Source organism: Saccharothrix xinjiangensis, from assembly GCF_039527585.1.
GTDB classification, from domain to species: domain Bacteria; phylum Actinomycetota; class Actinomycetes; order Mycobacteriales; family Pseudonocardiaceae; genus Actinosynnema; species Actinosynnema xinjiangensis.
Genome location: NZ_BAAAKE010000001.1, coordinates 65,421 through 92,163, shown reverse-complemented (window position 1 = coordinate 92,163; position 26,743 = coordinate 65,421). Strand labels below are relative to the sequence as shown.

22 protein-coding genes are annotated in these 26,743 nt (G+C 74.3%); 19 read left to right on the top strand and 3 right to left on the bottom strand.

What is annotated here, in order from left to right; translation table 11 throughout:
• Nucleotides 1-139: 139 nt before the first annotated feature.
• The 5 genes from mfd to ABD223_RS00410 all read left to right on the top strand — a co-directional run bounded on the left by mfd (nucleotide 140) and on the right by ABD223_RS00410 (nucleotide 10,115).
• Nucleotides 140-3,706: a transcription-repair coupling factor gene (gene mfd / locus ABD223_RS00430; RefSeq protein WP_344033753.1), complete on the top strand. Its 3,567-nt coding sequence runs from the start codon at nucleotides 140-142 to the stop codon at nucleotides 3,704-3,706.
• Nucleotides 3,707-3,719: 13 nt separating this feature from the next.
• Entirely contained in the window at nucleotides 3,720-4,655 is a 936-nt protein-coding gene (locus ABD223_RS00425) for a hypothetical protein (RefSeq protein WP_344033752.1), read from the top strand.
• Complete coding sequence (locus ABD223_RS00420; RefSeq protein WP_344033751.1) at nucleotides 4,652-5,569, top strand: nucleoside triphosphate pyrophosphohydrolase; 918 nt, start codon at nucleotides 4,652-4,654, stop codon at nucleotides 5,567-5,569. Before ABD223_RS00425 ends, ABD223_RS00420 begins: the two co-directional genes overlap by 4 nt.
• A gap of 306 nt (nucleotides 5,570-5,875) precedes the next feature.
• Nucleotides 5,876-9,052, top strand: coding sequence for a S41 family peptidase (locus tag ABD223_RS00415; RefSeq protein WP_344033750.1), 3,177 nt, complete (start codon nucleotides 5,876-5,878; stop codon nucleotides 9,050-9,052).
• 499 nt (nucleotides 9,053-9,551) lie between these two features.
• Nucleotides 9,552-10,115, top strand: a complete 564-nt coding sequence (locus ABD223_RS00410) for a lytic murein transglycosylase (protein ID WP_380646459.1) — start codon at nucleotides 9,552-9,554, stop codon at nucleotides 10,113-10,115.
• Nucleotides 10,116-10,180: 65 nt separating this feature from the next.
• Here the strand turns inward: ABD223_RS00410 and ABD223_RS00405 are convergent, their stop codons facing one another.
• Both ABD223_RS00405 and ABD223_RS00400 read right to left on the bottom strand, forming a co-directional pair.
• Nucleotides 10,181-10,558: a tetratricopeptide repeat protein gene (locus ABD223_RS00405; RefSeq protein WP_344033748.1), complete on the bottom strand. Its 378-nt coding sequence runs from the start codon at nucleotides 10,556-10,558 to the stop codon at nucleotides 10,181-10,183.
• Nucleotides 10,559-10,626: 68 nt separating this feature from the next.
• Nucleotides 10,627-11,340: an alpha/beta fold hydrolase gene (locus tag ABD223_RS00400; protein ID WP_344033747.1), complete on the bottom strand. Its 714-nt coding sequence runs from the start codon at nucleotides 11,338-11,340 to the stop codon at nucleotides 10,627-10,629.
• Between the two features lie 110 nt (nucleotides 11,341-11,450).
• On the opposite strand from ABD223_RS00400, the gene eno reads away from it, so the two are divergent.
• The 5 genes from eno to ABD223_RS00375 all read left to right on the top strand — a co-directional run bounded on the left by eno (nucleotide 11,451) and on the right by ABD223_RS00375 (nucleotide 16,499).
• Nucleotides 11,451-12,737, top strand: coding sequence for a phosphopyruvate hydratase (eno, locus tag ABD223_RS00395; protein ID WP_344033746.1), 1,287 nt, complete (start codon nucleotides 11,451-11,453; stop codon nucleotides 12,735-12,737).
• A complete protein-coding gene (locus ABD223_RS00390; RefSeq protein ID WP_344033745.1) occupies nucleotides 12,737-13,522 on the top strand; it encodes an FtsB family cell division protein in 786 nt (261 codons plus the stop codon). The genes eno and ABD223_RS00390 overlap by 1 nt, the downstream gene beginning before the upstream one ends.
• Nucleotides 13,519-14,010 (top strand): DUF501 domain-containing protein, encoded by a 492-nt coding sequence (locus ABD223_RS00385; RefSeq protein ID WP_344033744.1) that lies wholly within the window; start codon nucleotides 13,519-13,521, stop codon nucleotides 14,008-14,010. Before ABD223_RS00390 ends, ABD223_RS00385 begins: the two co-directional genes overlap by 4 nt.
• A 166-nt stretch (nucleotides 14,011-14,176) precedes the next feature.
• Nucleotides 14,177-15,490 (top strand): lytic transglycosylase domain-containing protein, encoded by a 1,314-nt coding sequence (locus ABD223_RS00380; protein ID WP_344033743.1) that lies wholly within the window; start codon nucleotides 14,177-14,179, stop codon nucleotides 15,488-15,490.
• Nucleotides 15,491-15,548: 58 nt separating this feature from the next.
• Nucleotides 15,549-16,499, top strand: a complete 951-nt coding sequence (locus tag ABD223_RS00375) for a Ppx/GppA phosphatase family protein (RefSeq protein ID WP_344033742.1) — start codon at nucleotides 15,549-15,551, stop codon at nucleotides 16,497-16,499.
• A gap of 39 nt (nucleotides 16,500-16,538) precedes the next feature.
• Here ABD223_RS00375 and ABD223_RS00370 read toward each other — a convergent pair whose 3' ends face one another.
• Complete coding sequence (locus ABD223_RS00370; protein WP_344033741.1) at nucleotides 16,539-18,026, bottom strand: S10 family peptidase; 1,488 nt, start codon at nucleotides 18,024-18,026, stop codon at nucleotides 16,539-16,541.
• A 351-nt stretch (nucleotides 18,027-18,377) separates the two neighbouring features.
• On the opposite strand from ABD223_RS00370, the gene ABD223_RS00365 reads away from it, so the two are divergent.
• From ABD223_RS00365 to ABD223_RS00325, 9 genes are all read left to right on the top strand, one after another.
• Nucleotides 18,378-19,046, top strand: coding sequence for a DUF4129 domain-containing protein (locus ABD223_RS00365; protein ID WP_344033740.1), 669 nt, complete (start codon nucleotides 18,378-18,380; stop codon nucleotides 19,044-19,046).
• Complete coding sequence (locus ABD223_RS00360) at nucleotides 19,043-19,537, top strand: hypothetical protein (protein ID WP_344033739.1); 495 nt, start codon at nucleotides 19,043-19,045, stop codon at nucleotides 19,535-19,537. Before ABD223_RS00365 ends, ABD223_RS00360 begins: the two co-directional genes overlap by 4 nt.
• Nucleotides 19,534-20,499 carry an AAA family ATPase gene (locus ABD223_RS00355; protein WP_344033738.1) on the top strand — a complete coding sequence of 322 codons (966 nt, stop codon included), beginning with the start codon at nucleotides 19,534-19,536 and terminating at the stop codon, nucleotides 20,497-20,499. Before ABD223_RS00360 ends, ABD223_RS00355 begins: the two co-directional genes overlap by 4 nt.
• Complete coding sequence (locus ABD223_RS00350) at nucleotides 20,496-21,812, top strand: DUF58 domain-containing protein (protein WP_344033737.1); 1,317 nt, start codon at nucleotides 20,496-20,498, stop codon at nucleotides 21,810-21,812. Before ABD223_RS00355 ends, ABD223_RS00350 begins: the two co-directional genes overlap by 4 nt.
• A gap of 92 nt (nucleotides 21,813-21,904) precedes the next feature.
• Complete coding sequence (locus tag ABD223_RS00345) at nucleotides 21,905-22,483, top strand: hypothetical protein (RefSeq protein WP_344033736.1); 579 nt, start codon at nucleotides 21,905-21,907, stop codon at nucleotides 22,481-22,483.
• 170 nt (nucleotides 22,484-22,653) lie between these two features.
• On the top strand, nucleotides 22,654-23,979 hold the full coding sequence (locus ABD223_RS00340) for an NAD(P)/FAD-dependent oxidoreductase (protein ID WP_344033735.1): 1,326 nt from the start codon (nucleotides 22,654-22,656) through the stop codon (nucleotides 23,977-23,979).
• A 196-nt stretch (nucleotides 23,980-24,175) separates the two neighbouring features.
• Nucleotides 24,176-24,298 carry a hypothetical protein gene (locus ABD223_RS00335; protein WP_344033734.1) on the top strand — a complete coding sequence of 41 codons (123 nt, stop codon included), beginning with the start codon at nucleotides 24,176-24,178 and terminating at the stop codon, nucleotides 24,296-24,298.
• A 2-nt stretch (nucleotides 24,299-24,300) separates the two neighbouring features.
• Nucleotides 24,301-25,629, top strand: coding sequence for an ATP-grasp domain-containing protein (locus tag ABD223_RS00330; RefSeq protein WP_344033733.1), 1,329 nt, complete (start codon nucleotides 24,301-24,303; stop codon nucleotides 25,627-25,629).
• Nucleotides 25,610-26,680 carry a SagB/ThcOx family dehydrogenase gene (locus ABD223_RS00325; RefSeq protein ID WP_344033731.1) on the top strand — a complete coding sequence of 357 codons (1,071 nt, stop codon included), beginning with the start codon at nucleotides 25,610-25,612 and terminating at the stop codon, nucleotides 26,678-26,680. Before ABD223_RS00330 ends, ABD223_RS00325 begins: the two co-directional genes overlap by 20 nt.
• Nucleotides 26,681-26,743 lie beyond the last annotated feature (63 nt).

Genomic DNA, 26,743 nt, shown 5'->3' with positions numbered 1-26,743 from the left:
TGACCGGGCGGTCAACCCGTTAATCCGCGGGCGGCCCGTTCGCGGTGCACGTAGGCTGGTGCGCAGAGAACCCCTCCCGCGGCGGCTTCCCCAGGTCCCGGGCAGGGGTCTGTCCAGCACCTCTCCGGGAGCCACCCAGATGCCCCAGCCCGGTCCGCTGTCCGGCCTGCTGACCGCCGTCCTGCCCGACAAGGCGCTGCGCGCCCTCACCGACTCCGTCGGCGTGCCAGAACTGGAGCTGGAGGGCCCGCCCGCGGCCCGGCCGCTGGTCGCCGCGGCCCTGGCGGGCAGCGCGCCCGTGCTGGCGGTGACCGCCACCGGCCGCGAGGCCGACGAGCTGCGCGCCGTCCTGTGCGACCTGATCGGGCCCGAGCAGGTGGCGCTGTTCCCGTCCTGGGAGACGCTGCCGCACGAGCGCCTGTCCCCGCGCGCCGACACCGTCGGCGCCCGCCTCCAGGTGCTGCGCAGGCTCTCCCACCCCGGCGACCACCCGCTGAAGGTCGTGGTCACCACGGTCCGCAGCCTGATCCAGCCGATGGCGCCCGGCCTGGGCGAGCTGGCGCCCGTCGACCTGGAGGTCGGCTCCGAGCACGACTTCGAGCAGCTGCTCGTCGACCTGGCCGGCCTCGCCTACACCCGCGTCGACATGGTCGAGAAGCGCGGCGAGTTCGCCGTGCGCGGCGGCATCCTGGACGTGTTCCCGCCGACCGCCGAGCACCCGCTGCGCGTGGAGTTCTGGGGCGACGAGGTCAGCGAGATCCGCCCGTTCTCCGTCGCCGACCAGCGCTCGCTGCCGGAGGAGGTGCGGGCGTTCACCGCGCCGCCGTGCCGCGAGCTGCTGCTCACCGACCAGGTCCGGGAGCGGGCCGCCGCGCTCGCCGCCGAGCACGAGGCCGACGCCCAGCTGCACGAGATGCTGGAGAAGCTGGCCAACGGCATCCCGTCGGAGGGCATGGAGGCCCTGATCCCGGCCCTGTGCGAGGGCGCGCTCCAGCTGCTCACCGACGTGGTGCCCCGGGGCACGCACGTGCTGCTCAACGACCCGGAGAAGATCCGCGCCCGCGCCCACGACCTGGTGCGCACCGGCCAGGAGTTCCTGGAGGCGTCGTGGATGGCCGCGGCGGGCGGCGGCAAGGCCCCGATCGACCTGGGCGCGTCGGCCTACCGCGGCCTGGCCGAGGTCGGCGCCGCCGCCCGCGCCACCGGCCGGCCGTGGTGGACCCTCAGCCGGCTGACCAGCGAGGGCACGGACGTCCTGCGGCTGGAGCTCAAGCACGTCGAGGCCTACCAGGGCGACGTGGACCGCGCGTTCACCGACCTGCGGGCGCACACCGCGTCCGGCGGCACGGCCGTGCTCGTCGTGCCCGGCGCGGGCACCGCCCACCGCGCCACCGAGCAGCTGCGCGACGCCGAGGTCAACACGACCTGCGTCGACGCGCTCACCGAGGCGCCCGCGCCCGGCGCGGTCACCGTGGTCCGGGGCGCGCTGGAGGACGGGTTCGCGCTGCCCGAGCTGGCCCTGGTCGTGCTCACCGAGACCGACCTGACCGGCGGGCGCGGCGGCACGTCCACCAAGGACATGCGCCGCATGCCCAGCAAGCGCCGCAACGCCGTCGACCCGCTGGCGCTCAGGCCCGGCGACTTCGTGGTGCACGAGCAGCACGGCATCGGCAAGTACGTGGAGATGGTGCAGCGGACCGTGGCCGGCGCCACCCGCGAGTACCTGGTGCTGGAGTACGCCTCGTCCAAGCGCGGCCAGCCCGGCGACCGGCTGTTCGTGCCCACCGACCAGCTCGACGAGGTGTCCCGCTACGTCGGCGGCGAGCTGCCCTCGCTCAACCGGCTCGGCGGCAGCGACTGGAAGAACACCAAGGCCAAGGCGCGCAAGGCGGTCAAGGAGATCGCGGCCGAGCTGGTGCAGCTCTACGCGGCCCGCCAGTCCGCGCCCGGCCACGCGTTCGGCGGCGACACGCCGTGGCAGCGGGAGCTGGAGGACGCGTTCCCGTTCACCGAGACCGTCGACCAGATGGCCGCGATCGACGAGGTCAAGGCCGACATGGAGCGCGGCGTCCCGATGGACCGGGTGATCTGCGGCGACGTCGGCTACGGCAAGACCGAGATCGGGGTGCGGGCGGCGTTCAAGGCGGTGCAGGACGGCAAGCAGGTCGTGGTGCTCGTGCCGACCACGCTGCTCGCCCAGCAGCACCTCAACACCTTCACCGAGCGGATGCGCGCGTTCCCGGTGAAGGTCAAGGGCCTGTCCCGGTTCACCGACCAGGCCGACGCCGAGCAGACCATCGCGGGCCTGGCCGACGGCGAGGTGGACATCGTCATCGGCACGCACCGGCTGCTCCAGAAGGGCCTGCGCTACAAGGACCTCGGCCTGGTCATCGTGGACGAGGAGCAGCGGTTCGGCGTCGAGCACAAGGAGCACATCAAGGCGCTGCGCACGCACGTGGACGTGCTGACCATGTCCGCGACCCCGATCCCGCGGACGCTGGAGATGTCGCTGGCGGGCATCCGCGAGATGTCCACCATCCTCACCCCGCCCGAGGAGCGGCACCCGATCCTGACCTACGTCGGCCCGTACGACGACCGGCAGGTCGGCGCGGCGATCCGCCGCGAGCTGCTGCGCGACGGCCAGGTGTTCTACGTGCACAACCGCGTGTCGTCGATCGAGAAGGCCGCCCGCCGCATCCGCGAGCTGGTCCCCGAGGCCCGCGTCATCACCGCGCACGGCCAGATGAACGAGGACAAGCTGGAGAAGATCATCCAGGGCTTCTGGGAGAACGAGTACGACGTGCTCGTGTGCACCACGATCGTCGAGACCGGCCTGGACATCTCCAACGCGAACACGCTGATCGTCGAGCGCGGCGACATGCTCGGCCTCTCCCAGCTGCACCAGCTGCGCGGGCGCGTCGGCCGCGGCCGGGAACGCGGCTACGCCTACTTCCTGTACCCGCCGGAGGCGCCGCTCACCGAGACCGCGCACGACCGGCTGGCCACCATCGCGCAGAACACCGAGCTGGGCGCGGGCATGGCCGTGGCCATGAAGGACCTGGAGATCCGCGGCGCGGGCAACATCCTCGGCGCCGAGCAGTCCGGGCACATCGCGGGCGTCGGCTTCGACCTGTACGTGCGGCTGGTCGGCGAGGCCGTCGAGGCGTTCCGGCGGCACTCGGGCGCGGGCGCGGACGGCGAGGAGGACCTGGCCGAGGTCCGGGTGGACCTGCCGGTCGACGCGCACATCCCGCACGACTACGTGCCGGGCGAGCGGCTGCGGCTGGAGGCGTACCGCAAGATCGCGGCGGCGGGCGACGAGGCGTCGCTCCAAGCCGTGTGGGACGAGCTGAAGGACCGCTACGGCGCCCCGCCGCTGCCCGTGGAGCGGCTGCTGGCCGTGGCCCGGTTCCGGCAGGAGTGCCGCGAGCACGGCGTGACCGAGGTCGTCGTGATGGGGCAGAACATCCGGTTCGCGCCGCTGGACCTCAAGGACAGCCAATTGGTGCGGCTGCGGCGGCTGTTCCCCAAGGCGGTCCACAAGCAGGCGACCTCTTCGGTCAGCGTGCCTAGGCCGACCGAGGGAGCGGCGGGCGGCCGGATGGGCGCGCCCCAGTTGCGCGACCAGGAGCTGCTGGACTGGTGCGCCCACTTCCTGCGGTCCCTGGTGGTGAGCCCCGTCACGGGGGCTTCATCGCGGTCGTGAGAAGGTACCGGTCGTGAGGACTGTGCAGAGGCGCTTCACCCTGATCGGCGCGGCCGTCGCACTGCTGGTGGCGGGCTGCGGCACCGGACCGGCCCAGGTCGGCTCGGCCGCGATCGTCGGCGACACCGCGTTGCCGCTGAACACCGTGCAGCAGCGGCTGGACGTCGTGCTCCAGAAGGAGCCCGAGGCCCGGAAGCTGCACGACCAGCGCAAGCTCGACCAGGTCTCCCGTCAGCTGGTCACGCTCGGCGTGCAGCACCAGCTGGTCGAGCTGGCGGCGCGACGCGAGGGCGTGACGGTGTCCGAGGAGGACGTGACCGAGTCCGTCGAGCAGGCGGGCGGCGCGGACCTGGCCTCGCAGAACACCGTGTACGACGCGACGACCTTCCGGGAGCGCGCCAAGGACCAGCTGCTGCTGGTGGAGCTGGCGCGCAAGTACGTGGACCGGATGGAGGTCACGTTCGACTACTTCTTCGCCGAGGACAGCGCCGACGCGATCGAGAAGGCCAAGCAGGTCGCGGCGAACCCGTCGCGGATGGCCGAGTTCGTCGATGGCGCGCCGCGCAGCCAGCAGGGCCAGGCGCTGGGCAGGCGCGGCCAGGTGGTGCGGTCCGCCGAGTCGCCGCAGTCGGTGCAGTCGCCGCTGTTCGGCGTCGAGCCGGGCACCGTGGTCGCGTTCCCGCCGGACCCGGGCAGCGCCCAGTGGATCGTCGCGCACATCACCGACCGCAAGACCGACGTGCGGGTGTCGGGCGAGTCGTCCACCGAGCAGCTCACGCCGCAGCTGCTGGAGCAGATCGGCCTGCGCCTGGTGCAGCCGCTGGCCGGCAACCCGGACATCGAGATCAACCCGCGCTACGGCGTGTGGGACTCGACCGCGATCTCCCTGGCGCCGTCGGAGGGCGAGCTGTCCGGCTACCAGGCCGCGGTCCGCCAGACCGACTCGTGACGGTCGTCCTCGTCGGGGTCGCCCGGGTCCTGCCCGCCGCCGCGCTGCCCGCACTGCGGGGCGCGGCGGCGGTGTACGCGGGGGAGGGCGTGGACGCGGAGGCCTGGGGCGCCGCCCCGCTCTCGTCGTTCGCGCCCGGACCCGACGTGGTCCTGCTGACCACCGACCTCTCCGAGCCCGCCGCCCGGGCGCTGGTCTCGGCCGGTTCCCCGGTGATCCGCACCCCCGGCGCGCCGCTGCTGGACGCGGTGGCGGTGATGGACCGGCTGCGCTCGCCGGGCGGCTGCCCGTGGGACGCGGAGCAGGACCACGAGTCGCTGCGGCAGTACCTGGTCGAGGAGACCTACGAGCTGCTGGAGGCCATCGAGGACGGCGACCGCGCGGCCCTGCGCGAGGAGCTGGGCGACGTGCTGCTCCAGGTGCTCTTCCACGCCCGGATCGCGGGCGAGGACCCCTCCTCGCCCTTCGGCGTCGACGAGGTGGCGGCCGACCTGGTGACCAAGCTCGTCGGCCGCCACCCGCACGTGTTCTCCGCCGGCGGCGACCCGGCCGTGCGCGACGCCGGCACCCAGCAGCACCGCTGGGAGGAGCTGAAGCAGGCCGAGAAGCAGCGCACGTCCAGCCTGGACGGCGTGGCCACCACGCAGCCCGCCGTGGCCCTGGCCGCCAAGCTGGTCCAGCGCGCCGCCCGCGCCGGCCTCCCGGCCGACCTGCTCCCGACCGGCGACGACACGGGCAGCACCCTCTTCGCCGTGGCCGCCCTGGCCAAGCTGGCGGGCGAGGACCCGGAAACCGAGCTGCGCGCCGTGGCCCGCGCCTTCGCCGCCAACGTCCGCGCCGCCGAGCGCTCGGCCCGCACCGCCGGCCTGACCACCCTCACCCCCACCGACTGGCGCACCCACTGGCCAACCTGACCGCGTGTCCTCCACCCAGACACCGCGTGTCCTCCACTCGGACATCACATGTCCTCCACTGGGACACCGCGAGTCGAACACTCAGGTCCATCGTGTCGAACCTCCAGGACCCCCGAGTTCTACGTTCACGTACCCGTGCGGCAGGTCCGAGCGGGTCGCGAATGTAGAACTCGGGGGTCCTGAGCGTTCGACACGGTCGTCCTGAGCGTTCGACTCGCGATGCTTGAGTGGAGGACACGCGGTGTCCGAGCGGAGGACACGCGGGGTGGGGAGGGGGGCGATCACCGGGGCGCTAACGTCGAGGGGGTGAGCGAACCCGCCTACCTCCGCTTCCCCCACCCGCACGGCGACCTCGTCGCGTTCGTGGCCGAGAACGACGTGTGGCTCGCGCCGCTCGACGGCGGCCGGGCCTGGCGGGTGACCGCCGACCAGGCGCCGGTGTCCTCACCGCGCTTCGACCCGACCGGCACGAAGCTGGCGTGGACCAGCAGGCGGGACGGCGCGCCGGAGGTCCACCTGGCGCCCGTGGCGGGAGGGGGGTCCACCCGGCTGACCTACTGGGGCTCCTGGTCCACCGGCGTGCGCGGGTGGACCCCGGGCGGCGAGGTCGTCGCGGTCACCTCCGCCGGCCAGGCCACGTCGAACCGGCAGTGGGCCCACGCCCTGCCCGTCGACGGCGGGCCGCCGCGCCGCCTGCCGTTCGGCTGGGTCGACGACGTGTCGTTCGGCCCGGACCGCCAGGTCGTCGTCACCTCCGTCTACGGCCGCGACCCCGCCTGGTGGAAGCGCTACCGGGGCGGCGCGGCGGGCAAGCTGTGGGTGGACCGCACCGGTGGCGGCGAGTTCACGCGCATCCTGCCCGAGCTGACGTCCTCGCTGACCTCGCCGCTGTGGGTCGGCGACCGGATCGCGTTCCTGTCCGACCACGAGGGCGTCGGCAGCCTCTACTCCGTCACCCCCGCGGGCGAGGACCTGCGCCGCCACACCGAGCAGGAGTTCTACGCGCGCGTCGCCACCACCGACGGCGAGCGGGTCGTCTGGCAGCACGCGGGCGAGCTGTGGCTCCTCGACGACCTCGACGGCGCGACGCCCCGCAAGCTGGAGATCTCCCTCGGCGGCCCGCGCACCGCCCGCCGCCCCCGCCACGTCCCGCCGCACCCCGACGACTTCCACCCCGACAAGACCGGCCGGGCGAGCGTGGTCGAGGTGCGCGGCACCGTGCACTGGGTGACGCACCGGGACGGCCCGGTGCGGGCGCTGGCCGAGCAGCCGGGCGTGCGGGCCCGCCTGCCGCGCGTGGTCGGCGACGGCGTGGTGTGGGTGACCGACGCCGACGGCGAGGAGGGCCTGGAGTTCTCCCCGACGGGCGGCGTCGAACCGGGCAACGAGCCGCGCCGGGTGGCCGTCGGCAGGCTCGGCCGCGTGCTGGAGCTGGCCGTGTCGCCGAACGGCCGCCGGCTCGCGGTCGCCACCCACGACGGCAGGCTGCTGCTGGTCGACGTCGAGTCCGGCGAGGTGCGCGAGGTCCTCAAGGGCGCGAACCCGCACGTCAGCGACCTGGCCTTCTCCCCGGACTCGAACTGGCTGGCCTGGTCGCACCCCGGCCCGCGCCCCCTCCAGCACATCCGGATGACCAACACCACCGACCTGTCCCTGGTGGACGTCACCCCGCTGCGGTTCTCCGACTTCTCGCCCACGTTCACCGAGGACGGCCGCTACCTGGCCTTCCTGTCCGTGCGCAGCTTCGACCCGGTGTACGACGCGCACGTGTTCGACCTGTCCTTCCCCACCGGCTGCCGCCCCTACCTGGTGCCGCTCGCGGCGACCACGCCGTCGCCGTTCGACCCGCTGCGCCTGGGCCGCCCGGTCGGCGACGACCCGTCCGACAAGGACAAGGACAAGGACGACGAGAACCCGATCACCGTGGTCGACCTGGAGGGGTTGGCCGACCGGGTGGTGACGGTGCCCGTGCCCGCCGCCCGCTACGCCGGCCTCACCGCCGCCAAGGGCGGCCTGCTGTGGCTGCGCTCGCCGCTGCGCGGGGTGCTGGGCGACAACCTGGCCACCCCGGCCGCCCGACCGCCGCGCGCCGTGCTGGAGCGGTTCGACCTGGCCAAGTCGCGCACGGAGGCGCTGGTGGAGGGCGTCGACGCGTTCGAGGTGACCGGCGACGGGCAGCGGGTGGTCGTGCAGGACGGCGACGAGCTGCGGGTCGTGCCGACCGACCGCAAGGTCGACGCGGAGGACAACGACTCGGTGGACGTCGACCTGTCCCGCGTGCGCGTGGTGGTGGACCGGGCGGCCGAGTGGCGGCAGGCGTACGCCGAGGCCGGGCGGCTCATGCGCGACCACTTCTGGCGCACCGACATGGGCGGCGTGGACTGGGCGGGCGTGCTGGAGCGCTACCGGCCGCTGGTGGACCGGCTGGGCAGCTACGGAGACCTGGTCGACCTGCTGTGGGAGGTGCAGGGCGAGCTGGGCACGTCCCACGCCTACGTCATACCTTCGGGCGGCTCTCACGGCCGTGCCGTCGGCCTGCTCGGCGCGGACCTGGAGCGGGACGAGCAGGGCGCGTGGCGGGTCGTGCGGGTGATCCCGGGCGAGACGTCGGACCCGGCGGCGCGCTCGCCGCTGGCCGCGCCCGGCGTGGCGGTGCGCGCGGGTGACGCGATCGTGGCGGTGGACGGGCGGCAGGTCGACCCGGCGACCGGCCCCGCGCCGCTGCTGGTGGGCGCCGCGGGCAAGCCGGTGGAGCTGACCGTGCGGCCGGGTGGCGGCGGCGAGCCGAGGCGCGTCGTGGTGGTGCCGCTGTCCGACGACGAGCCGCTGCGCTACCACGCGTGGGTGGCCGACCGGCGGGCGCGCGTGCACGAGCTGTCCGACGGGCGGGTCGGGTACCTGCACGTGCCGGACATGACGGGCGCGGGCTGGGCGCAGCTGCACCGCGACCTGAGGGTGGAGCTGGCGCGCGAGGCGGTGGTGCTGGACGTGCGCGAGAACGGCGGCGGGCACACCTCCGAGCTGGTGGTCGAGAAGCTCGGGCGGCGGATCATCGGCTGGTCGGTGGCGCGCGGGTTCACGACGGCCGACAGCTACCCGAACGACGCGCCGCGCGGGCCGGTGGTGGCGATCGCGGACGAGTTCGCGGGGTCGGACGGTGACATCGTGAACGTGGCGATCAAGGAGATGGGGATCGGGCCGGTGGTCGGCACCCGCACGTGGGGCGGGGTGATCGGCATCGACATGCGGTACACGCTGGTGGACGGGACGCTGGTGACCCAGCCCAGGTACGCGACGTGGTTCGCCGGGCCTGGGTGGGGGGTGGAGAACCACGGCGTCGACCCGGACGTGGAGGTGGTGGTGACGCCGCAGGACCGGGTGGCCGGGCGCGACCCGCAGCTCGACACGGCGGTGCGGCTGGCGCTGGAGGCACTGGAAACCCGCCCGGCCGCCACGCCGCCCGAGCTGCCTCCGCTGGGCTGAGGCTGGAGCTGATGGGGCCGGGGCAGGGGCTGGGGCTGGGGCGGAGGTAGGGGAGGCCGGGGGCGGGGACGGGGCGGGCTGGGCTGACTCGGGCCTGGCTGGGCCGGGCTGCGCCGGCCCCGCGACCTCGTCACCCGATCGAGTCGATAGGGCTGTTCGTGGCGAGACCCACGGTGCACTGGACAAGAGCACGTAGCCTGGGGTCGTGGTCGTCCCGCCGCTGTCGAAGACCGAGCCGCCCCGCCCTCCGGCGCGCGGCCGTGTCGGCAACCTCGTCGGGCGCTTGGCGCTGGTCGCGCTCTTGTTGGCGTTCGTGGCCGCCGGCGCCTGGGCCCTCGGCACGTTGGCCAGGTCCGGACCCGGGAACGCCGCGGACCCGCCGTTCCCGGTGCCGTTCCAGGATGTCGAGCCTGGTGTCGCCGCTCCCGGATCGGGTGGTGGTCTCCCCCCTTCGGGTGAACCTCAGGCATCACCCGGTGTGACCGGGACGGTGGATCCATTGGACCAGTGGGCCGCCTCGTTGTCGGAGGAGATCGACGTCCCGGCGCGGGCGCTGCGCGCGTACGCCGTCGCGGACCTGGTGATGCGGTCGCAGAACCCGGCGTGCCGCATCTCGTGGGCGACGCTGGCCGGCATCGGCCGCATCGAGTCGCACCACGGCACCATCGGCGGCCTGCGCCTCGGCGAGGACGGTCGCCCGTCCCGCCCGATCATCGGCATCCCGCTCGACGGCTCGCCGGGCGTCCGGGCCATCGCCGACAGCGACGGCGGCGCCCTGGACGGCGACACGCGCTGGGACCGCGCGGTCGGGCCGATGCAGTTCATCCCCACGACGTGGGCCCGCTACGCGGTCCGCGCGAACGGCGACGGCGCGCCGCCGGACCCGCAGGACATCGACGACGCCGCCCTCGCCGCCGCGCGCTACCTCTGCTCGGGGGGCCGCGACCTGGGCACGGGCGCGGGCTGGTGGGCCGCCGTGCTGGCCTACAACAACTCGACCGAGTACGGCCAGGAGGTCTTCAGCGGGGCCGACGCCTACGCGAGGGCCGGCACGGGCGGCTGACCGACGGCACCGGCGGCCGGCCGACGGCAACGCCGCGCCGGCCGGGGCAAGACCCCGGCCTCGCCTCACCGGTCCCGCTCGACCGCCAACCGCGCGCTGACCTCGCCCAACGCCTCCTGGTACTCCGGCGACGGGTTCATCGCCGCCGCCATCCGCAGCTGCGCCAGCGCCTCCGGCAACCGGCTCTGCCGCTGGAGCGTGCGTCCCAGCGCGAACCGCGCGTAGTGGTCGCTCGGGTCCAGCTCCAGCACCTTCCGGAACGCCGACTCGGCCCGCTTGAGCTGCGCCGACCCCAGGTAGGCCCGCCCCGCGAGCAGGTGCACGCCCACTTGCTCCGGCGCCGCTTCGAGCACGACGGCCAGCTCGCGCAGCGCCTCCAGCGGTCGGCGTTCCGCGAGCAGCGCCTCGGCCCGGCGGAACGCCTCGAAGGTGCCGTCAGTCATGGTCCGATCAACGCTACCCGCGCACCCGCCCGGCGTACGACAGCCGACCGGATGACGGGACGGGCGCGTCACGCCACCAGAGCGTGGTGGAGCCGCTCCAGCACGGGCTTGATCGACGCCGGTTGCTCCACGTGGGCGTTGTGACCCACCCCTGGCAGCACGATTCCACCCGGGTCGGCCGCCAGCAGGTGCTCCGGCGGGCACATGCGGTCCTCGGCGCCGGCCGCCAGCACCACCGGGCACCGGGCCGCCGCGAGCAGCCCGTCGACGTCCGGCGCGCCCACCCCGAACGCCGCCGGGTCGAGCGCCGCGCGCCACCCGCCGGGCGCTTCGACGACCCCGTCCGGGAGCGGCACGCCGGCCAGCTTCGCCGCCCAGCCCTCCGCCTCCTCCCGCGTGGGGAGCACGCGGGCCGGTTTCGCCGCCAGCGCCGCCGCCCTGGACAGCTCCTCGGGCGTCCACCGGAGTTTCACGCCCACCGCGCCCGCGGCGCGCACGTCCACCCCGAACCGGCCGCCGGCCAGCTCCAGCGCCACCACGCCGCCGAGCGAGTGGCCCAGCACGGCGACCGGCCCGGCGGGCGCCACCGGGGCGACCGCCGCCGCCAGCGATTCGAACGAGTACCGCTCCAGCGGCGCCGACCGGCCGTGACCGGGGAGGTCGACCGCCAGCCACGAGCCGGGCCACGTTTCCGCAGCTCCGCGCCACACCGACCCGGTCGCGCCCAGCCCGTGCAGCAGCACCAGCAGGGGCCCGTCACCACCCCGCGAGACGTGAACCACGAGTGAACCCCTCCCGACGACGGCCCCAACAACCGAGCCGGAGCCGTCCCACACCTTGCACCAACTAGGCTCGTCACCGATACAGAAGATGGTCTGACGAGGGAGCGCACGTGGCGGTCATCGAGCAGGTCGGCGCCCGCGAGATCCTGGACTCGCGAGGCAACCCCACCGTCGAGGTAGAGGTGGCGCTGGACGACGGCACGCTGGAGCGCGCCGCGGTGCCGTCGGGGGCTTCGACCGGCGAGCACGAGGCGGTGGAGCTGAGGGACGGCGACACCAAGCGCTACCTGGGCAAGGGCGTCGAGCGCGCGGTCGCCGCGGTGCTCGACGAGATCGGGCCGGAGCTGGTCGGCATCGAGGCCGTCGAGCAGCGCGTGGTGGACCAGAAGCTGGTCGACCTGGACGGCACGCCGGACAAGTCCCGCCTGGGCGCGAACGCCATCCTGGGCGTGTCGCTGGCCGTGGCGAAGGCGGCCGCGGAGTCCAGCGGCCTGGAGCTGTTCCGCTACGTGGGCGGCCCGAACGCGCACGTGCTGCCGGTGCCGATGCTCAACATCCTCAACGGCGGCGCGCACGCCGACACCGAGGTGGACATCCAGGAGTTCATGATCGCGCCGATCGGCGCGGAGAGCTTCCGCGAGGCCCTGCGCTGGGGCACCGAGGTCTACCACGCGCTGAAGTCCGTGCTGAAGTCCAAGGGCCTGGGCACCGGCCTCGGCGACGAGGGCGGCTTCGCGCCGGCGCTGTCCAGCAACCGCGACGCGCTGGACCTGATCCTCCAGGCGATCGAGAAGGCGGGCTACACGCCGGGCCGCGACATCGCGCTGGCCCTGGACGTGGCGGCCACCGAGTTCTTCGCCGACGGCGCCTACACGTTCGAGAAGAACAAGCGCAGCGCCGAGCAGATGACCGGCTACTACACCGAGCTGGTCAACGCCTACCCGCTGGTGTCGATCGAGGACCCGCTGTCCGAGGACGACTGGGACGGCTGGGTGCAGATGACCGCCGAGCTGGGCGAGCGCGTGCAGATCGTCGGCGACGACCTGTTCGTGACCAACCCGGAGCGGCTGGAGGAGGGCATCTCCCGCCGCGCGGCCAACGCGCTGCTGGTGAAGGTCAACCAGATCGGCACGCTGTCGGAGACGCTGGACGCGGTCGCGCTGGCCACCTCCTACGGCTACAAGTCGATGATGTCCCATCGCTCCGGCGAGACCGAGGACACCACGATCGCCGACCTCGCGGTGGCCGTCGGCGCGGGCCAGATCAAGACCGGCGCCCCCGCCCGCGGTGAGCGCACCGCGAAGTACAACCAGCTCCTGCGCATCGAGGAGGCCCTGGGCGACGCCGCGCGCTACGCCGGCGACCTGGCCTTCCCGCGGTACACGCCGGAGAGCTGATGGCGCCCCGGGACCGGGACCCCCGGCGCGGCCGCGACGCCGCGCGGGGGTCCCGGGCTGCCCGGGGACGGGGCCGTCGGGCGGCGGCGCGCAGGGCCGCCGAGACCAGGGCCGCCGAGACCAGGGCCGCCGAGGACAGGGCCGCCCAGGACAGGGCCGCCGAGACCAGGGCCGCGGAGCGCAGGACCGCCGAGGGCCGGGCCGGTGAGGGCAGGGCCGCCGAGGGGCGGGCGCCCGGGCGCGAGGCGGCCGGTCGCGGCGCCCGGACCACCGGTGGCAGGCCGGGCGCCGGGTCCGCCCGCGGCGCGGACCGGCGGTCGGCGGCCCACGAGGGCAGGTCGACGGCCAGGCCGCAGCCCCGGCGGCCGCAGTCCAGGGCCCGGACCAGGGCGGGCGCGGGCACGGGCGGCGCGTTCGGCATGTCCGGCACCCGCCGCGCCGCGCTGCTGGCCATGGTGGTGTGCGCGCTGGCGCTGAGCATCGCCGTGCCGCTGCGCACGTACCTGGCGCAGCGCGAGGAGCTGCGCGAGGTCAACGCCTCGCACGAGACGTTGCGCGCCGAGGTCGGGCGGCTGGAGGAGCGCAAGCGGGAGCTGGCCGACCCGGCGCACCTGGAGGCCGAGGCCCGGCGCAGGCTGCACTACGTCCGACCCGGTGAGACGCCGTACGTGGTGCAGCTCCCCGGTGACGCGGAACGCGAACTGGAAGAACGGCGACCGGCGACCCAGCCGGCCGAGGACAAGGCGTGGTACGAGCAGTTGTGGGATTCGGCGGCAGCGCGATGACGGTGAGCGACGAGGACCTGGCGGCGGTCGCCGGGCAGCTGGGGCGGACCCCGCGCGGCGTGAGGGCCGTCGCGGCGAGGTGCCCGGGCGGGCACCCGGCGGTCGTGCGGACCAGCCCGAGGCTGGAGGACGGCACGCCGTTCCCGACCCTCTACTACCTGACCTGCCCGAAGCTGACCTCCCTGGTCAGCAGGCTGGAGGGCGCCGGGGTGATGAGGGAGATGACCGAGCGGCTGGCGGTCGACGAGGAGCTGGCCGGCCGGTACCTGCGGGCGCACGAGGCGTACCTGGCCGAGAGGGACGCGATCGAGCCCCTCGGCACCGGCGTGACCGCCGGTGGGATGCCCGACCGGGTCAAGTGCCTGCACGTGCACGTGGCGCACTCGCTGGCCGCCGGCCGGGGGGTGAACCCGTTCGGCGACGAGGCCCTGGACCTGCTGGCGGGCGACTGGCCGAGCGGGGATTGCGCGTCAAAGGTGAAAAACTGACCTTACGGGCAGTTCTCCGCGCACAAAGCAGGCACATCACCGTGACACCGCCGTTCGGATCAGGCAGGCTGGATCCGGGGCCGGGTGACGAGGCGATGGGGAGTTCGTGGCTGTGCCGAAGTCCAAGCGACGGTCGAGGAAGCGGACGAGAGTCCAGCCGGGCACGATGACGCCGCGGCAGTGGGGCTTCGCCTCCGCGGCGATCGGCGCGATGCTCGTACCCACGCTGCTGCACGGCGGTGTCCCGCTCGACTGGGTCAACCTGGCGGGCAGGACCGACATCGAAGCCGTCCCGCCCGGTCCCGGCGACGTGCTCGGCACGCTCGCGCTGGACGGGGACGACCTGGGCGCGACCGGCAGGCTGCCGGAGACCGACGACCTGAGCGCGTCCCTGCTGGCCGACGCGGACGACCCCGGCGAGTTCGAGGACGACCTGCCCCCGCTGGAGGGCGGCTACCTGCGCGAGGGCCAGCACGGCATCCCCGGCGTGATGCTCGACGCCTACATGCGGGCCGCCGACCGGCTGGCCGAGACCACGCCCGGCTGCAACCTGGACTGGCCGCTGCTGGCGAGCATCGGCCGCATCGAGTCCGGCCACGCCCGCGGCGGGCGCGTCGCGGAGAACGGCAACACGGTCGAGCGCATCCTCGGCCCGGTGCTCAACGGCGCGCCGGGCGTCGCGGCGATCCGCGACACCGACGGCGGCCGGTTCGACGCCGACACCACGTGGGACCGCGCGGTCGGGCCCATGCAGTTCATCCCCTCGACCTGGGCGGGCTACGCGGCCGACGGCAACGAGGACGGCGAGCGCAACCCGAACAACATCTACGACGCCACCATCGGCGCGGGCAACTACCTGTGCGCGTACAGCTCCGACCTGGGCGACCCCCAGCAGCGGGCCCGGTCGGTGTTCCGCTACAACCAGTCGAACTCGTACGTGGCGACGGTGCTGTACTGGGCGGACCTGTACGCGAACGGCGTGACGCCGACCCCCGACGTGATCGGCTCGGACGACGACTTCGGCGACGACGGCGGCAACTCGCAGGGCTCCACCCCGCCGGGCACGTCGAACCCGCCGTCGACGACCACCCCGCCGTCCACCTCGACCCCGCCGTCGTCGAACCCGACCACGATCACGCTGGTCCCGTCGAACCCGACGACCACGACGACGACCACGCCGCGGTGCCCGACCACGACGACGACCACCACGACCACCACGACGACGACGGCCCCGACCACGACGACCACCCCCGTGCCGCCGGGCTGCCCGACCACGACGACCACGACCACGACGACCACCACGACGACGACCACCACGACGACCTCGGAGAGCCCCGCGACCACCGACCCGGCCACCACGCCGGCCGGCAGCTCGTCGGCGGGCACCTCGCCTGCGGGCACCGGCACGTCGTCCGGCACGTCGTCGTCCGGTTCGTCGGTGGGCGCCTCGTCGGCCACCTCGTCGATGCGGCCGATCTGATCCCCTGAACGGCGGACTACGCTGGCGGTCGGACGGACACCGACCGAAGGGGACCGGCATGGCGCGCGTGGCCGCGATCGACTGCGGGACGAACTCGATCCGCCTGCTCGTCGCCGACGTGACCACTTCGGACGACGGCCGGCGCTGGTTGCGCGACGTCCACCGGGAGATGCGCGTGGTCCGCCTCGGGCAGGGCGTGGACGCGACCGGCGAGCTGCGCCCGGAGGCCCTGGCGCGCACGAGGGCCGCGCTCGTCGATTACACGAACGTGTTGCGCCGCAAGGGGACCGAGCGGGTGCGCATGGTCGCCACCTCCGCCACCCGCGACGCGGCCAACAAGGACGACTTCTTCGCCATGACCCGCGAGGTGCTGGGCGTCGAGGCCGAGGTGATCAGCGGCGACGAGGAGGCCCGGCTGTCGTTCACCGGCGCGGTGTCCGACCTGGACGGCGCGGAGGGCCCGTTCCTGGTCTCCGACATCGGCGGCGGGTCCACCGAGCTGGTGCTGGGCTCCTGGGACGGCGTGCGGGGCGAGGTCGCGGCGGCCCGGTCGGTCGACATGGGGTGCGTCCGGCTCACCGAGCGCTGCCTGCGCTCCGACCCGCCCGCCGAGCGCGAGGTCGAGGAGGCCGTCCGGGTCGTGCGGGAGGTGCTCGGCGAGGCGTTCGACGCCGTGCCCACCGACCGGGCCAGGACCTGGATCGGCGTCGCCGGCACGGTGACCACGCTGGTCGCGGTGGCCAAGGGGCTGCCGCGCTACGAGCCGGAGGAGATCCACCTGGCCCGGCTGACCACCGACCAGGTCCGGGAGACCACGGCGAGGCTGCTCGCCCTGGACCACGACGCGCGGGCCGCGCTGGGGCCGATGCACCCCGGCCGCGTGGACGTCATCTGCGGCGGCGCGCTGATCGTGCGCGCGCTCGCCGACCACCTGGCCGAGCGGGGCGTGACCGAGCTGGTGGCCGGCGAGCACGACATCCTGGACGGGATCGCGTTCTCCCAGGTCTGAGCGCCCGGCCGGGGTCCGGCCCCGACCGGGCGACCCGGGTCAGCGGTGGGAAGCCGACTGCACGAACGCGGCCAGGTCCTTGGACTGCCGGATCCGGCTCGGCTCGTGCACGTACATCATGTGTCCGGCGGGGTAGTACGCCGACTCGATGTTGGCGTGCAGCTCCTGCGGGATCCGCAGGTGCGCCACCACGTGCTCGGCCGCGTAGTACGGCGTCGCGCCGTCGTAGTAGCCGTAGGCGATGTGGACCTTCAGGTGCGGGTTGGCGCGCATGGCCGCGGACAGCTTGTCGGCCACCGACACGTGCGTGCCCTCGAACTCCTTGTACGACCACGGGTGCACGTTGCCGGTCAGGATCTCGTACGGCAGGTCGTTCTCGTACTCCAGGTGCGTCCGCACGTAGTGGTTCAGCGCGGCCGTGTACGGCCCGAGGATCGCCGAGTACGACGGGTCCTGGCTGAGGCGCTCGCGCCCGTAGTCCTGCTCGGGCCCGGTGAACCGCGAGTCCAGCCGGCCGACCACCCTGCGCCGCGCGCGCAGCAGCTCGGTGAAGAACCGCACGTGCTCGACGCGCAGGTCGACCCGGTCCACGTAGTCCTCGGACAGGCCGGTCAGCGCGGCCAGCCGCGCCACGGCGTCCGCGCGCTCCTCGGCGGTCAGCCGGTTGCCGCGCGCCAGCGCCCACGGGTAGTCGCGCGAGGCGAAGTCCTCGGCGTCGGCGAGCACGTCCTCCAGGGACCGGTCGCCGTGCAGGCCGTGGTAGTGCGCGATCGCCGCGTAGGTCGGCAGGAACAGGGGGTGCGGCACGTCGTTGTTGTCGCTGAAGTCCAGGGTGGTGAAGTCCAGCACGGAGGAGATCAGCATCAGCCCGTTGAGGTACATGCCGTAGCGGTTCTGGAGGTGCTCGGCGAGGCCCGCCGCGCGCAGGGTGCCGTACGACTCGCCCGCCAGGAACTTCGGCGACATCCACCGGCCGTTGCGGGAGGTCCACAGCCGGATCACCTCGCCGACGGACTCCAGGTCGGCCTTGAACCCGTGGTACGCGCCGGGCTTCTCGCCCTTGACCGCGCGCGAGTAGCCGGTCGAGACCGGGTCGATGAACACGAGGTCGCTGTGCGCGAGCAGGGTCTCGGGGTTGTCGACCAGGTCGTACGGCGGCGGGACCAGCTCGCCGACGTCGCCGGACACCACGCGGCGCGGGCCGAGCAGGCCGAGGTGCAGCCACACGCTGGACGAGCCGGGGCCGCCGTTGAACGCGAAGGTCACCGGGCGCCGCGAGGGCTCGGCCCCGTCCAGGGTGTACGCGGTGACGAAGACCTCCGCCTTGGCCAGGTGGCCGTCGAACTTGCCGTCGGTCAGCACCTCCTGGCGCAGCACCACCCGACCGGTGGTCGCGGTGTAGTTCACCTTGCGCCGCTTGACGGTGATGCTGTGCCGGGTGGTGACGAGGTCGTCGGCGGGGAGGTCCTCCCCGTCGGTGAGCGCGTCGGTGACGGGCTGCTCGTCGGCGGTGTCCTTGTCGGTCATGCCAGAACTCTACGATCGGGTCCGGCCGGGTGCGCGCCCTTCCGCCTCGGGCGAAGGCGTTACCACTTGCCGCTCCTGGCGGCCGGCCTGGCCGACCAGCCGACGTCCGTCCACGCGGCCGACGGGCCGGCCCTGGTCGGATTCGACCGTTGGCCGGCGGTGTGCCCCCGCCCGTGCGCCCGTCTCCACGGTGGATGCGGGTAAGTGGGCCGGCAGGCGCCGCGGGGACCTCCGGCGCGGCCCGCGCCCGCGGCCCTCACCACCGAACAGGGGCCGCACCCATGGTCCACCCGATCGGGCTCTGCCGCGAAATCCCGGCGGGGACGCGGCGCCGGCGGGCATCCTGGTGCCATGAAACCCCGGCTCGCGCTCGCCCTCGTGGCGGGTTCCGCCCTCGTCCTGGTGGCGCTCGCCGCGCGCGGGTCGTCGCCGGTGACCTACGCCGACCGCGGCGGTGACGTCGACGACGCCCCGGTGACGACGCCGCCGCCCGCGCCGGACCAGGAGCCGCTCGCCGACGTCGGCGGGTCGACCACGGCCGGGTCGTTCCTGGTGCTGCTGCTGGTGGTGGTCGCGGCGGCGGTCGTCGGGCTCGTGGTGATCGCGGTGCACGCGCTGGGCCAGGTGCGGCGCGGGCGGAGGTCCCGCGCGGGGCGGGAGGCCGATGCGCCCGATGCGGTCGACGGGCGGGTGGGTGCGCCCGAGATCCTCGTCCAACGCGCCACCGAGGCCCTGGAGGAGCTGCGGGAACGCGGTGGCGGGCCGCCGGGCGACGCGGTGATCGCCGCCTGGTTGACGCTGGAGCGGGCCGCCGAGGAGAGCGGGTTGCCGCGGCAGGGCCACCAGACGCCCACCGAGTTCACCGGCGACCTGCTGACCCGCCACCGGGTCGACGAGGCGGCGACCGGTGCGCTCCGCCGCGCCTACCAGCGGGCCCGCTTCGGCTCCGCCGAGGTGACCCGGGACGACGCCCGCGCCGCGGCGGAGGCCCTGGAGGCGATCGTGCGGGGCCTGCGGTGAGCGGGGAGCGCCCGGCCGGGTTCGCGGCGCCACCGCTGCTGGCCCTGGGCAAGGCCGTCCCGCTCGCGGTCGCCGGGGTGGTCGTCACCGCGTTCGTCCTGTTCCGCGTGGGCGCGCCGGTGCACTGGGCCGTGCTCGTCGCGCTGCCCGTCGGCGCGCTGGCGCTGCTCGTGTCGCGCCTGCCGCGGTCCACCGACGTGGTCTGGGCGCCACCGCCGGCGCAGGTCGCGGGCGGCACGTCCACCCAGGCGTCCACCCTGGCGGGCCGGCTCGCGGAGGCCGCGGTCGACCAGGACCGCTTCACCCGGCGCGTCCAGCCCCGCCTGCGCCGCCTCGCCGAGGCGCGGCTGCGCCAGCGGCACGACGTGGCCGACCTCGACGACCCCCGGGCCCGGGACCTGCTCGGCCCCGAGCTGCACCGCCTCCTCACCGACCCGGGCGCGCCGCTGCCCGGGCCCGAGAAGCTCGCCGACCTGTTGGAGAACCTGTGACGACGCCGAACACCAGCACCATCGCCTCGGACGCCAAGGCGGTCATCGACGCCGTCGGCACGGTCGTCGTGGGTCGGGAGCGGTCGCTGCGGCTGGCCGTGGCCGCGGTCCTCGCGGGTGGCCACGTGCTGCTGGAGGACGTGCCCGGCCTGGGCAAGACGCTGATGGCCCGCAGCCTCGCCCAGGCGCTCCGGCTGGACTTCAAGCGCCTCCAGTGCACCCCCGACCTGCTGCCCGCGGACGTGACCGGCTCGTTCCTCTACGACCCGGGCACGCGCGAGTTCGCCTTCCGCGAGGGACCGCTGTTCACCGGCCTGCTGCTCGCCGACGAGATCAACCGCACCCCGCCGAAGACCCAGTCCGCCCTGCTCGAAGCCATGCAGGAGCGCCAGGTCACGGTCGAGGGCCGCACCTTCCGGCTGCCCCGCCCGTTCCACGTGCTGGCCACCGCCAACCCGGTCGAGTACGAGGGCACCTACCCGCTGCCCGAGGCGCAGCTCGACCGCTTCCTGCTGCGCCTGGACGTCGGCTACCCGCCGCGGGAGGAGGAGGTCGAGGTGCTGCGCCGCCGCCTGGCCCGCCGGCAGGAGGAGACCGAGGTGGAGCCGGTGCTGGACGCCGAGCGGCTGCTCGCCCTCCAGCGGGGCGTGGAGCGGGTGACCGTGGACGACGACGTGCTGCGCTACTGCGTGGACCTCGCCGCCGCGACCCGCGTCCACAAGGCCGTCGAGGTCGGCGCGTCGCCGCGCGGCGCGCAGGCGCTGGTGCTGGTCGGCCGCGCGCTCGCGGTGCTCGACGGGCGGGACTTCGTGCTGCCCGAGGACGTCAAGGAGTGCGCGGTGCCGGCGCTGGCCCACCGGCTCACGCTGCGCCCGGAGACGTGGACGTCCGGCACCACCGGCGTCGAGGTCGTGACGGAGCTGCTGGGCCGGGTGCCGGGCCCCGCGAGCACCCGGTCGTGAACCGCGCCCAGCGGCTCAAGGAGGCGCTCACCGGCGGACGCGGCGCCCGCTGGCACCCGACGGACGCCCTGGTGCGCGGGCTCGCGCTGGGCGTGGGCATGGTCGTGCTCGGCGGGCTCCTGCACGAGGTCGAGCTGGTGCTCTTCGGCGCACCGCTGCTGATCTCCACGCTGTTCGCGCTGGTCACGCCGGTCGGCGGCAAGCCGGAGGTGGGGGTCCGCGCCCTGCCGCGCACCGGCGAGGTCGGCGCGGCGAGGTCCGCGGTGGAGATCGACCCGGGCCTCGGCGCGGAGGTGGTGGCGATCCGGCTGCCGGTGGCCGGCGAGGGCATCGGCCCGGTGCACCTGCTGCCCGCCTCGGCCCGCGAGATCGGGTTCGCGCTGCGCCGCGACGACTGGGGCGAGGGCGTCGACCTGCGCCCGGACCACCTGGTGGCGGGCCCGGACGCGCTGCTGGTGCACGGCCCGGTCACCGCGCCCGAGCGCGGCCGGGTCATCCTGCCGCCGGTCGAGCCGCTGCCCGCCGGCCTGCTGCCCGCCCGCGCCGCCGGCCTCGTCGGCGCGCACCGGGCGCGGCGGCCGGGCGACTCGGTCGAGCTGCGGGACATCCGGGCGTTCCAGCCGGGCGACCGGCTGCGGCGGATCGACTGGCGGGTGTCGGTGCGCACCGGCGCCCTGCACGTCCGCGAGCACCACGCGGAGGCCGACGCGGACGTGGTGCTGGCCCTGGACACCAGGGTGGACCTGGGCGAGGCCGTCGGCGACTGGTCGGTGGCGCTGCGCGACACCACGGCCCGGCGCGGCGGCAGCCTCGACCGGGCGGTGCGGGCGGCGGCGTCGCTGGCGGCGGGCTACCTGCGCCAGGGCGACCGGGTGAGCCTGGTCGACCTGGCCCGGCCGCGGCTGAGCCTGCGGGCCGGCGTCGGGCAGCGGCAGCTGCTGCGGCTGCGGCACCAGCTGGTGGTGTGCGCGCGGTGGGCGGGCTGGGCGTCGCAGCCGGTGCTGCGGCCCGAGCAGGTGCCGCACGGCGCGCTGGTGGTGGTGCTGTCGCCGTTCCTGGACGCCGACGTGGTGGAGCTGGCCGTGCACGCGGCCCGGCGCGGCAACCTCGTGCTGGCGGTGGACGTGCTGCCGGAGCGGTTGCGGGCCGATCCGGAGGCGCCGTGGGGGGAGAGCGCGCTGAAGGTGATCCGGTTGGAGCACGACGTGCGGCTGGAGGCGATGCGGCAGCACGGCGTGGCCGTGGTGACGTGGGGCGGGCCGATCGCGGGCGTGCTGCGGCAGGCGCGGGCGGCCCGGCGGGTGGCCCGGTGAGCGCGGGCCCGGAGGGCGCGGGGGAGAAGACGGGCCCGGGGCGCGCGGCGCGCCCCGGGGGCGTGAGGGGTGCGGGTCCGGACGGCGCGGGTGTGAGGGGCGCAGGTACCGAGGGCGCGGGTGTGGGGAGCGCGGGCGTGGAGGCGGGCGGCGTGGACACCGAGCCGCGCTTCGAGCTGCGCGCGGGCTTGCCCGGCTGGGTGCTGCGGGCCGCGATCGCGGTCACCGGCGGCGCGGTGGCGGCGGTGCTCGCCGGCGTCGGGGTGGAGGCGCCGGCACTGGCGCTGTACCTGGTGCTGGCGGTCGCCGCCGCGGCCATACCGGCGTCCGCCGCGGCGGCGCTGCTGATCGCCTACCCGGCCGCGGCCGTCGTGTTCGCGACCGACGGGACGCCCTGGCCGGCGGTCCTCGCGCTGGTGGTCCTGCTGCACCTGGTGCACGTGCTGTGCGCCTACGCGGCGGTCGTCCCGCTCGCCTCGCGCGTTCACCCGGAAGCGCTAGCGGCGCCGGCGAGGAGGTTCGTCCTCGTTCAACTCTCCGTGTTCGCGCTGGCCGGCCTCGTCGCCCTGGTGCCGGGCGGCCGAACGGCGGTGCCCGTCGAGGTGGTCGGACTGGCGTGCGCGGTCGGGCTGGTGCTGGTGGCGGTGCTGCTCCTGCGCCGCGGGAGCTGAGGGGAGCGGCCCGCCGGCTCAGCCGGAGCTGAGCTACTGGATCGTTCCTCTCAGCGCGTTCGCCGGGACGCGCTGGTCAGTCGAGGGGTGTTCGGCGTCACCCGGCGACAGTGGTCACAACGGGCTGCTCCGATGCGCGTGAACGGGCCACCCGGTGGGACCATGGGTGTATGGCTGCTGTGAAGTCGCAACCCACACGGATCGTGATCGTCGGCGGTGGGTACGTCGGCATGTACACCGCGCTGGGATTGCAGAGGAAGCTGCGTTCCGGCGAGGCGTCCGTGACGGTGATCGACCCCCAGCCGCACATGACCTACCAGCCGTTCCTCCCCGAGGCGGCGGCCGGCTCGATCGAGCCGCGCCACGTCGTGGTGCCCCTGCGCAAGGTCCTCAAGCGCTGCCACGTCGTCACCGGCCGCGCCACCAAGGTCGAGCACGCCCGCAAGTGCGTGACGGTCGAGCTGGCCGACGGGCACGCCGAGGAGTTCGAGTACGACGTGCTGGTCTCGGCGCTCGGCGCGATCTCGCGGACCCTGCCGATCCCCGGCCTGCCCGAGGTCGGCATCGGTATGAAGACCATCGGCGAGGCCATCTACCTGCGCAACCACGTGCTGTCGCGGCTGGACCAGGCGGCCAGCACCAACGACCCGGAGCTGCGCAGGCGCCTGCTGAGCTTCGTGGTGATCGGCGGCGGCTTCGCGGGCATCGAGACGCTGGCGGAGCTGGAGGACATGGCCCGCTACGCGCTGCGCTACTACGAGGGCCTCAAGCCCGAAGACATGCACTGGGTCCTGGTCGAGGCGACCAGCCGGATCATGCCCGAGGTGAGCGCCCGGCTCGGCGTCTGGACCGTCGAGCAGCTGGAGAAGCGCGGCATCGAGTGCTACCTCGACACCCGGGTCAAGTCGATGGAGGGCGGCCACGTCGTCCTCGACGACGGCACCGAGTTCGACTCGGACACCATCATCTGGACCGCGGGCATGAAGGCCAACCCGGTGCTGCGCAACACCGACCTGCCGCTGGACGCGCGCGGCCGGGTGCAGTGCACGGCGGCCATGCAGGTCGTCGGCCTGCCGGGCGTGTGGGCGGCGGGCGACTGCTCGGCCGTGCCGGACCTCTCGCGCACCGAGGAGGACCCGACCGCGACATGCGTGCCGAACGCGCAGCACGCCATCCGCCAGTCGAAGCTGCTGACCAAGAACATCGTGGCGAGCCTGCGCGGCCGCAAGCCCAAGGACTACCACCACAAGTACGTGGGCTCGGTGGCCGGCCTCGGCCTCTACAAGGGCGTCGCGGACGTGTACGGCATGCGGTTCAAGGGCGTGGTCGCCTGGTTCATGCACCGCAGCTACCACGTGATGTTCATGCCCACGGTGAACCGCAAGTTCCGCGTCTTCGTGGACTGGACGCAGGCGCTGTTCTCGGGCCGCGAGGTGGTCGCGCTCGGCCAGATCCACGACCCGAAGGCCGAGTTCGACCGGGCCGTGAAGAGCTGAGGACGCGAACGGTCCTCGACGCGCTGCGCCGTTCGGTCGCCACGCGTCGGGGACCGTCTGGCTCAGTGACGCAACTTGAGCACCCGATCGGGCTAATGGGGTCTCGTTCGGCTTGACATTGCGTAACGTGATGCGAAGAATACAGCTGATGTATCGCCTGAATGTGTGATGCATCAGTGGGAGAGAGGTGACCGCGATGTCGCTCGAGGAGCTGGCCGCACAGCTTCGCCGCGGTGAGATCGAGGATCGCGCGCTGGCGGAGTTCTCCGCCGAGTACGCCACCGCGGAGAAGCGTTTCTGTAGCAAGAAAGACGACTGAGCATGACCGTCGCCGGGCGGGGGGACGAGAGGGTCCCCCCGCCCGAGGTCGTCAGACCCGCGGAACCCCGGCCCGTCGCGCCCCAGCCGGTCGCCCCCACGTCGTCCGAGCGCCCGCCGGTTGAGCCCGCGCCGTTCGAGCCCGAGTCTTTCGAACCCCGGCCGCTCGCGCCCGGCCCCTTCGACCCGGCGGCCTTCGACACCGGCCCCTTCGACGCCGGGACCTCCGGCACCGCCGCGACCACCGGGCCCAAACCCGCCACCGCCCCGGCCAAGCCCGTCCCGCTGCTGCTCCAGGGCCAGGACTACCTCTTCCGGTCGCAGCCCAAGTGCCTCGACTTCCAGGAGCAGGTGCACCGCCTCGGCATGGTCGACGAGGGCGACGGCGGCCCCGTGCCCTGCGTGCTGGTGCTCGCCCGCGCCGCCGACATGGAGATGAACGAGCTGTCCGTCGCGCTGGCCGAGCGCGGCATCCGGATGGCCCGCATCGACGCCGACCGCTCGGTCGACCTGCCGCTCACCGTCTACACCGACCAGCCGCTGCTGGAGCTGGACCGCTGGCTGCTGCGCCCGCTGCTGGTGTGGCGCAGGCACTTCGAGCTGGCCTCGATCCCGGTCGAGCCGGGCACGCTCGCCGGCGCCTACGCCGTGGACCAGTGGGGCTCGGTCGCGAACTGGCTGGCCAGCCGCGGCGACTGGGCGCACGTCAACCCCAGCCGCGCCACCGCCCACCTCGACCGGCTCACGCAGCTGGCCGACGCCGCCGCGTTCGGCCTGCGCGTGCCGCGCACCACCGTCACCACCCGCCCCGGCCGCACCCGGCCCGGCGGCGGGCGCTGCATCGTCAAGACCTCGGGCCGCCACCTGCTGGAACCGCGCCCCGGCAAGCAGCACGGCCTGTTCCCGCGCCCGCTGGAGACCAGCCGGGCGGGCGACGTGCCCGAGTCCGCGCCGGTGATCGTGCAGGAGTACGTGCCCGCCGAGACCGAGCTGCGGGTGTTCGTGGTGGGGGAGCGCTGCCTGGCCTTCCAGGTCGACAAGCTGGACCCGGCGCAGCTGTGGGTGGATCCTGGGGCCGTCCGGGTGACGCCCGTCGAGGCGCCGACCGGGTTGACCGACCGGCTGCTGGCGCTGGCCAGGCACTGGCGCTTGCAGGTGGCCGCGTTCGACCTGCTCGTCGCGGGCGGCGACCACGTGTTCCTGGAGGTCAACGTCAACTGCGACTGGCGGTGGTTCGAGCACCGCGCCGGGGACCACCGGGTGTCCGCGGCGGTGCACGAGTGGGTGGCGGCGCGGTTCAAGGAGCTCTTGGGTGCGGGCAAAGGTCGCTGAGCACGCGACGCTGTTCTACCAGGACGGCGCCGTGGTCTGGGACGACTACCTGCACCACCGGCGGTTCGCCATCAGCGAGACGGCGGAGCTGCTGTGCCGCAAGTTCGTCGAGTTCACCGACGTGGAGGAGCTGCTCGCCCCGCTGGCCGAGGACGACCGCGTGGCGCTGCGCAAGGTGGTCGACGAGCTGGTCGAGGCGGGCGTGCTGGTGGTGGAGGGCTCGCCGCGGCACGAGCGGGAGCGCCGGCTGCTGGAGGGCTGGGCGGCCTGGGGCCAGGCGGCCAGGCACTTCCACTTCGCCAGCCGCACCCTCGGCGACGCGCCGTTCCTGGACGCCGACGAGCACGACGCCGCGCTGGACGCCAAGCTCGCGGTGCGGCCCCCGCCCGCGCCGTTCCGCAGCCTCGGCGGCACCGCCGTGCTGCTGCCGCCGCCCTCGGACGACCCGGCGTGGGGCCGGCGGGGCCTGCGCGAGGTGCTGCTGGCCCGCCGCACCACCCGGGAGTTCGGCGGCGCGCCGATCTCGGTGACCCGGGTCGGCGAGCTGCTGGCGGTGCTGGCCGGCCCGTCGCCCGCGCGGTCCCGGATCGGGCGTTCCGGCACGGTGTACAAGACCAGCCCGTCCGGCGGCGGCAGGCACCCGGTGGAGCTGTACGCGCACGCGCGCGGCGTCGACGGCCTGGCGCACGGCTGGTACCACTACGACGGCCTCACCCACGCCCTGGAGCCCCTCGGGGTGGCGTGGGGGCCGGACGAGATGGCGAGGGCGGCCGGGGACCAGGAGTGGGTCGGCCGGGCGCCACTGGTCCTCGCGTACACCGGCGTGCTCGAACGGACGAGTTGGCGCTACGACACGGCCCGCGCCTACCGCGTTGTGCAAATGGACGTGGGTCACCTGTCGCAAACCGCATATCTGGTTGCTACGGCTCTGGGTTTTGGTATCGGCTTCACCGCAGCATTGCGGGATGAGCTCGTCGAACAAGCACTCCGGTGTGACGCTTATCACGAAGTCGTACTCGGGATGAGCGCTCTGGGTCCATTACCTGAATGAGCGCAATAGCGGATCGCATTGAGCCGTGCGGGGGACTTCTATCGAACCTGCCCCACGAACGCT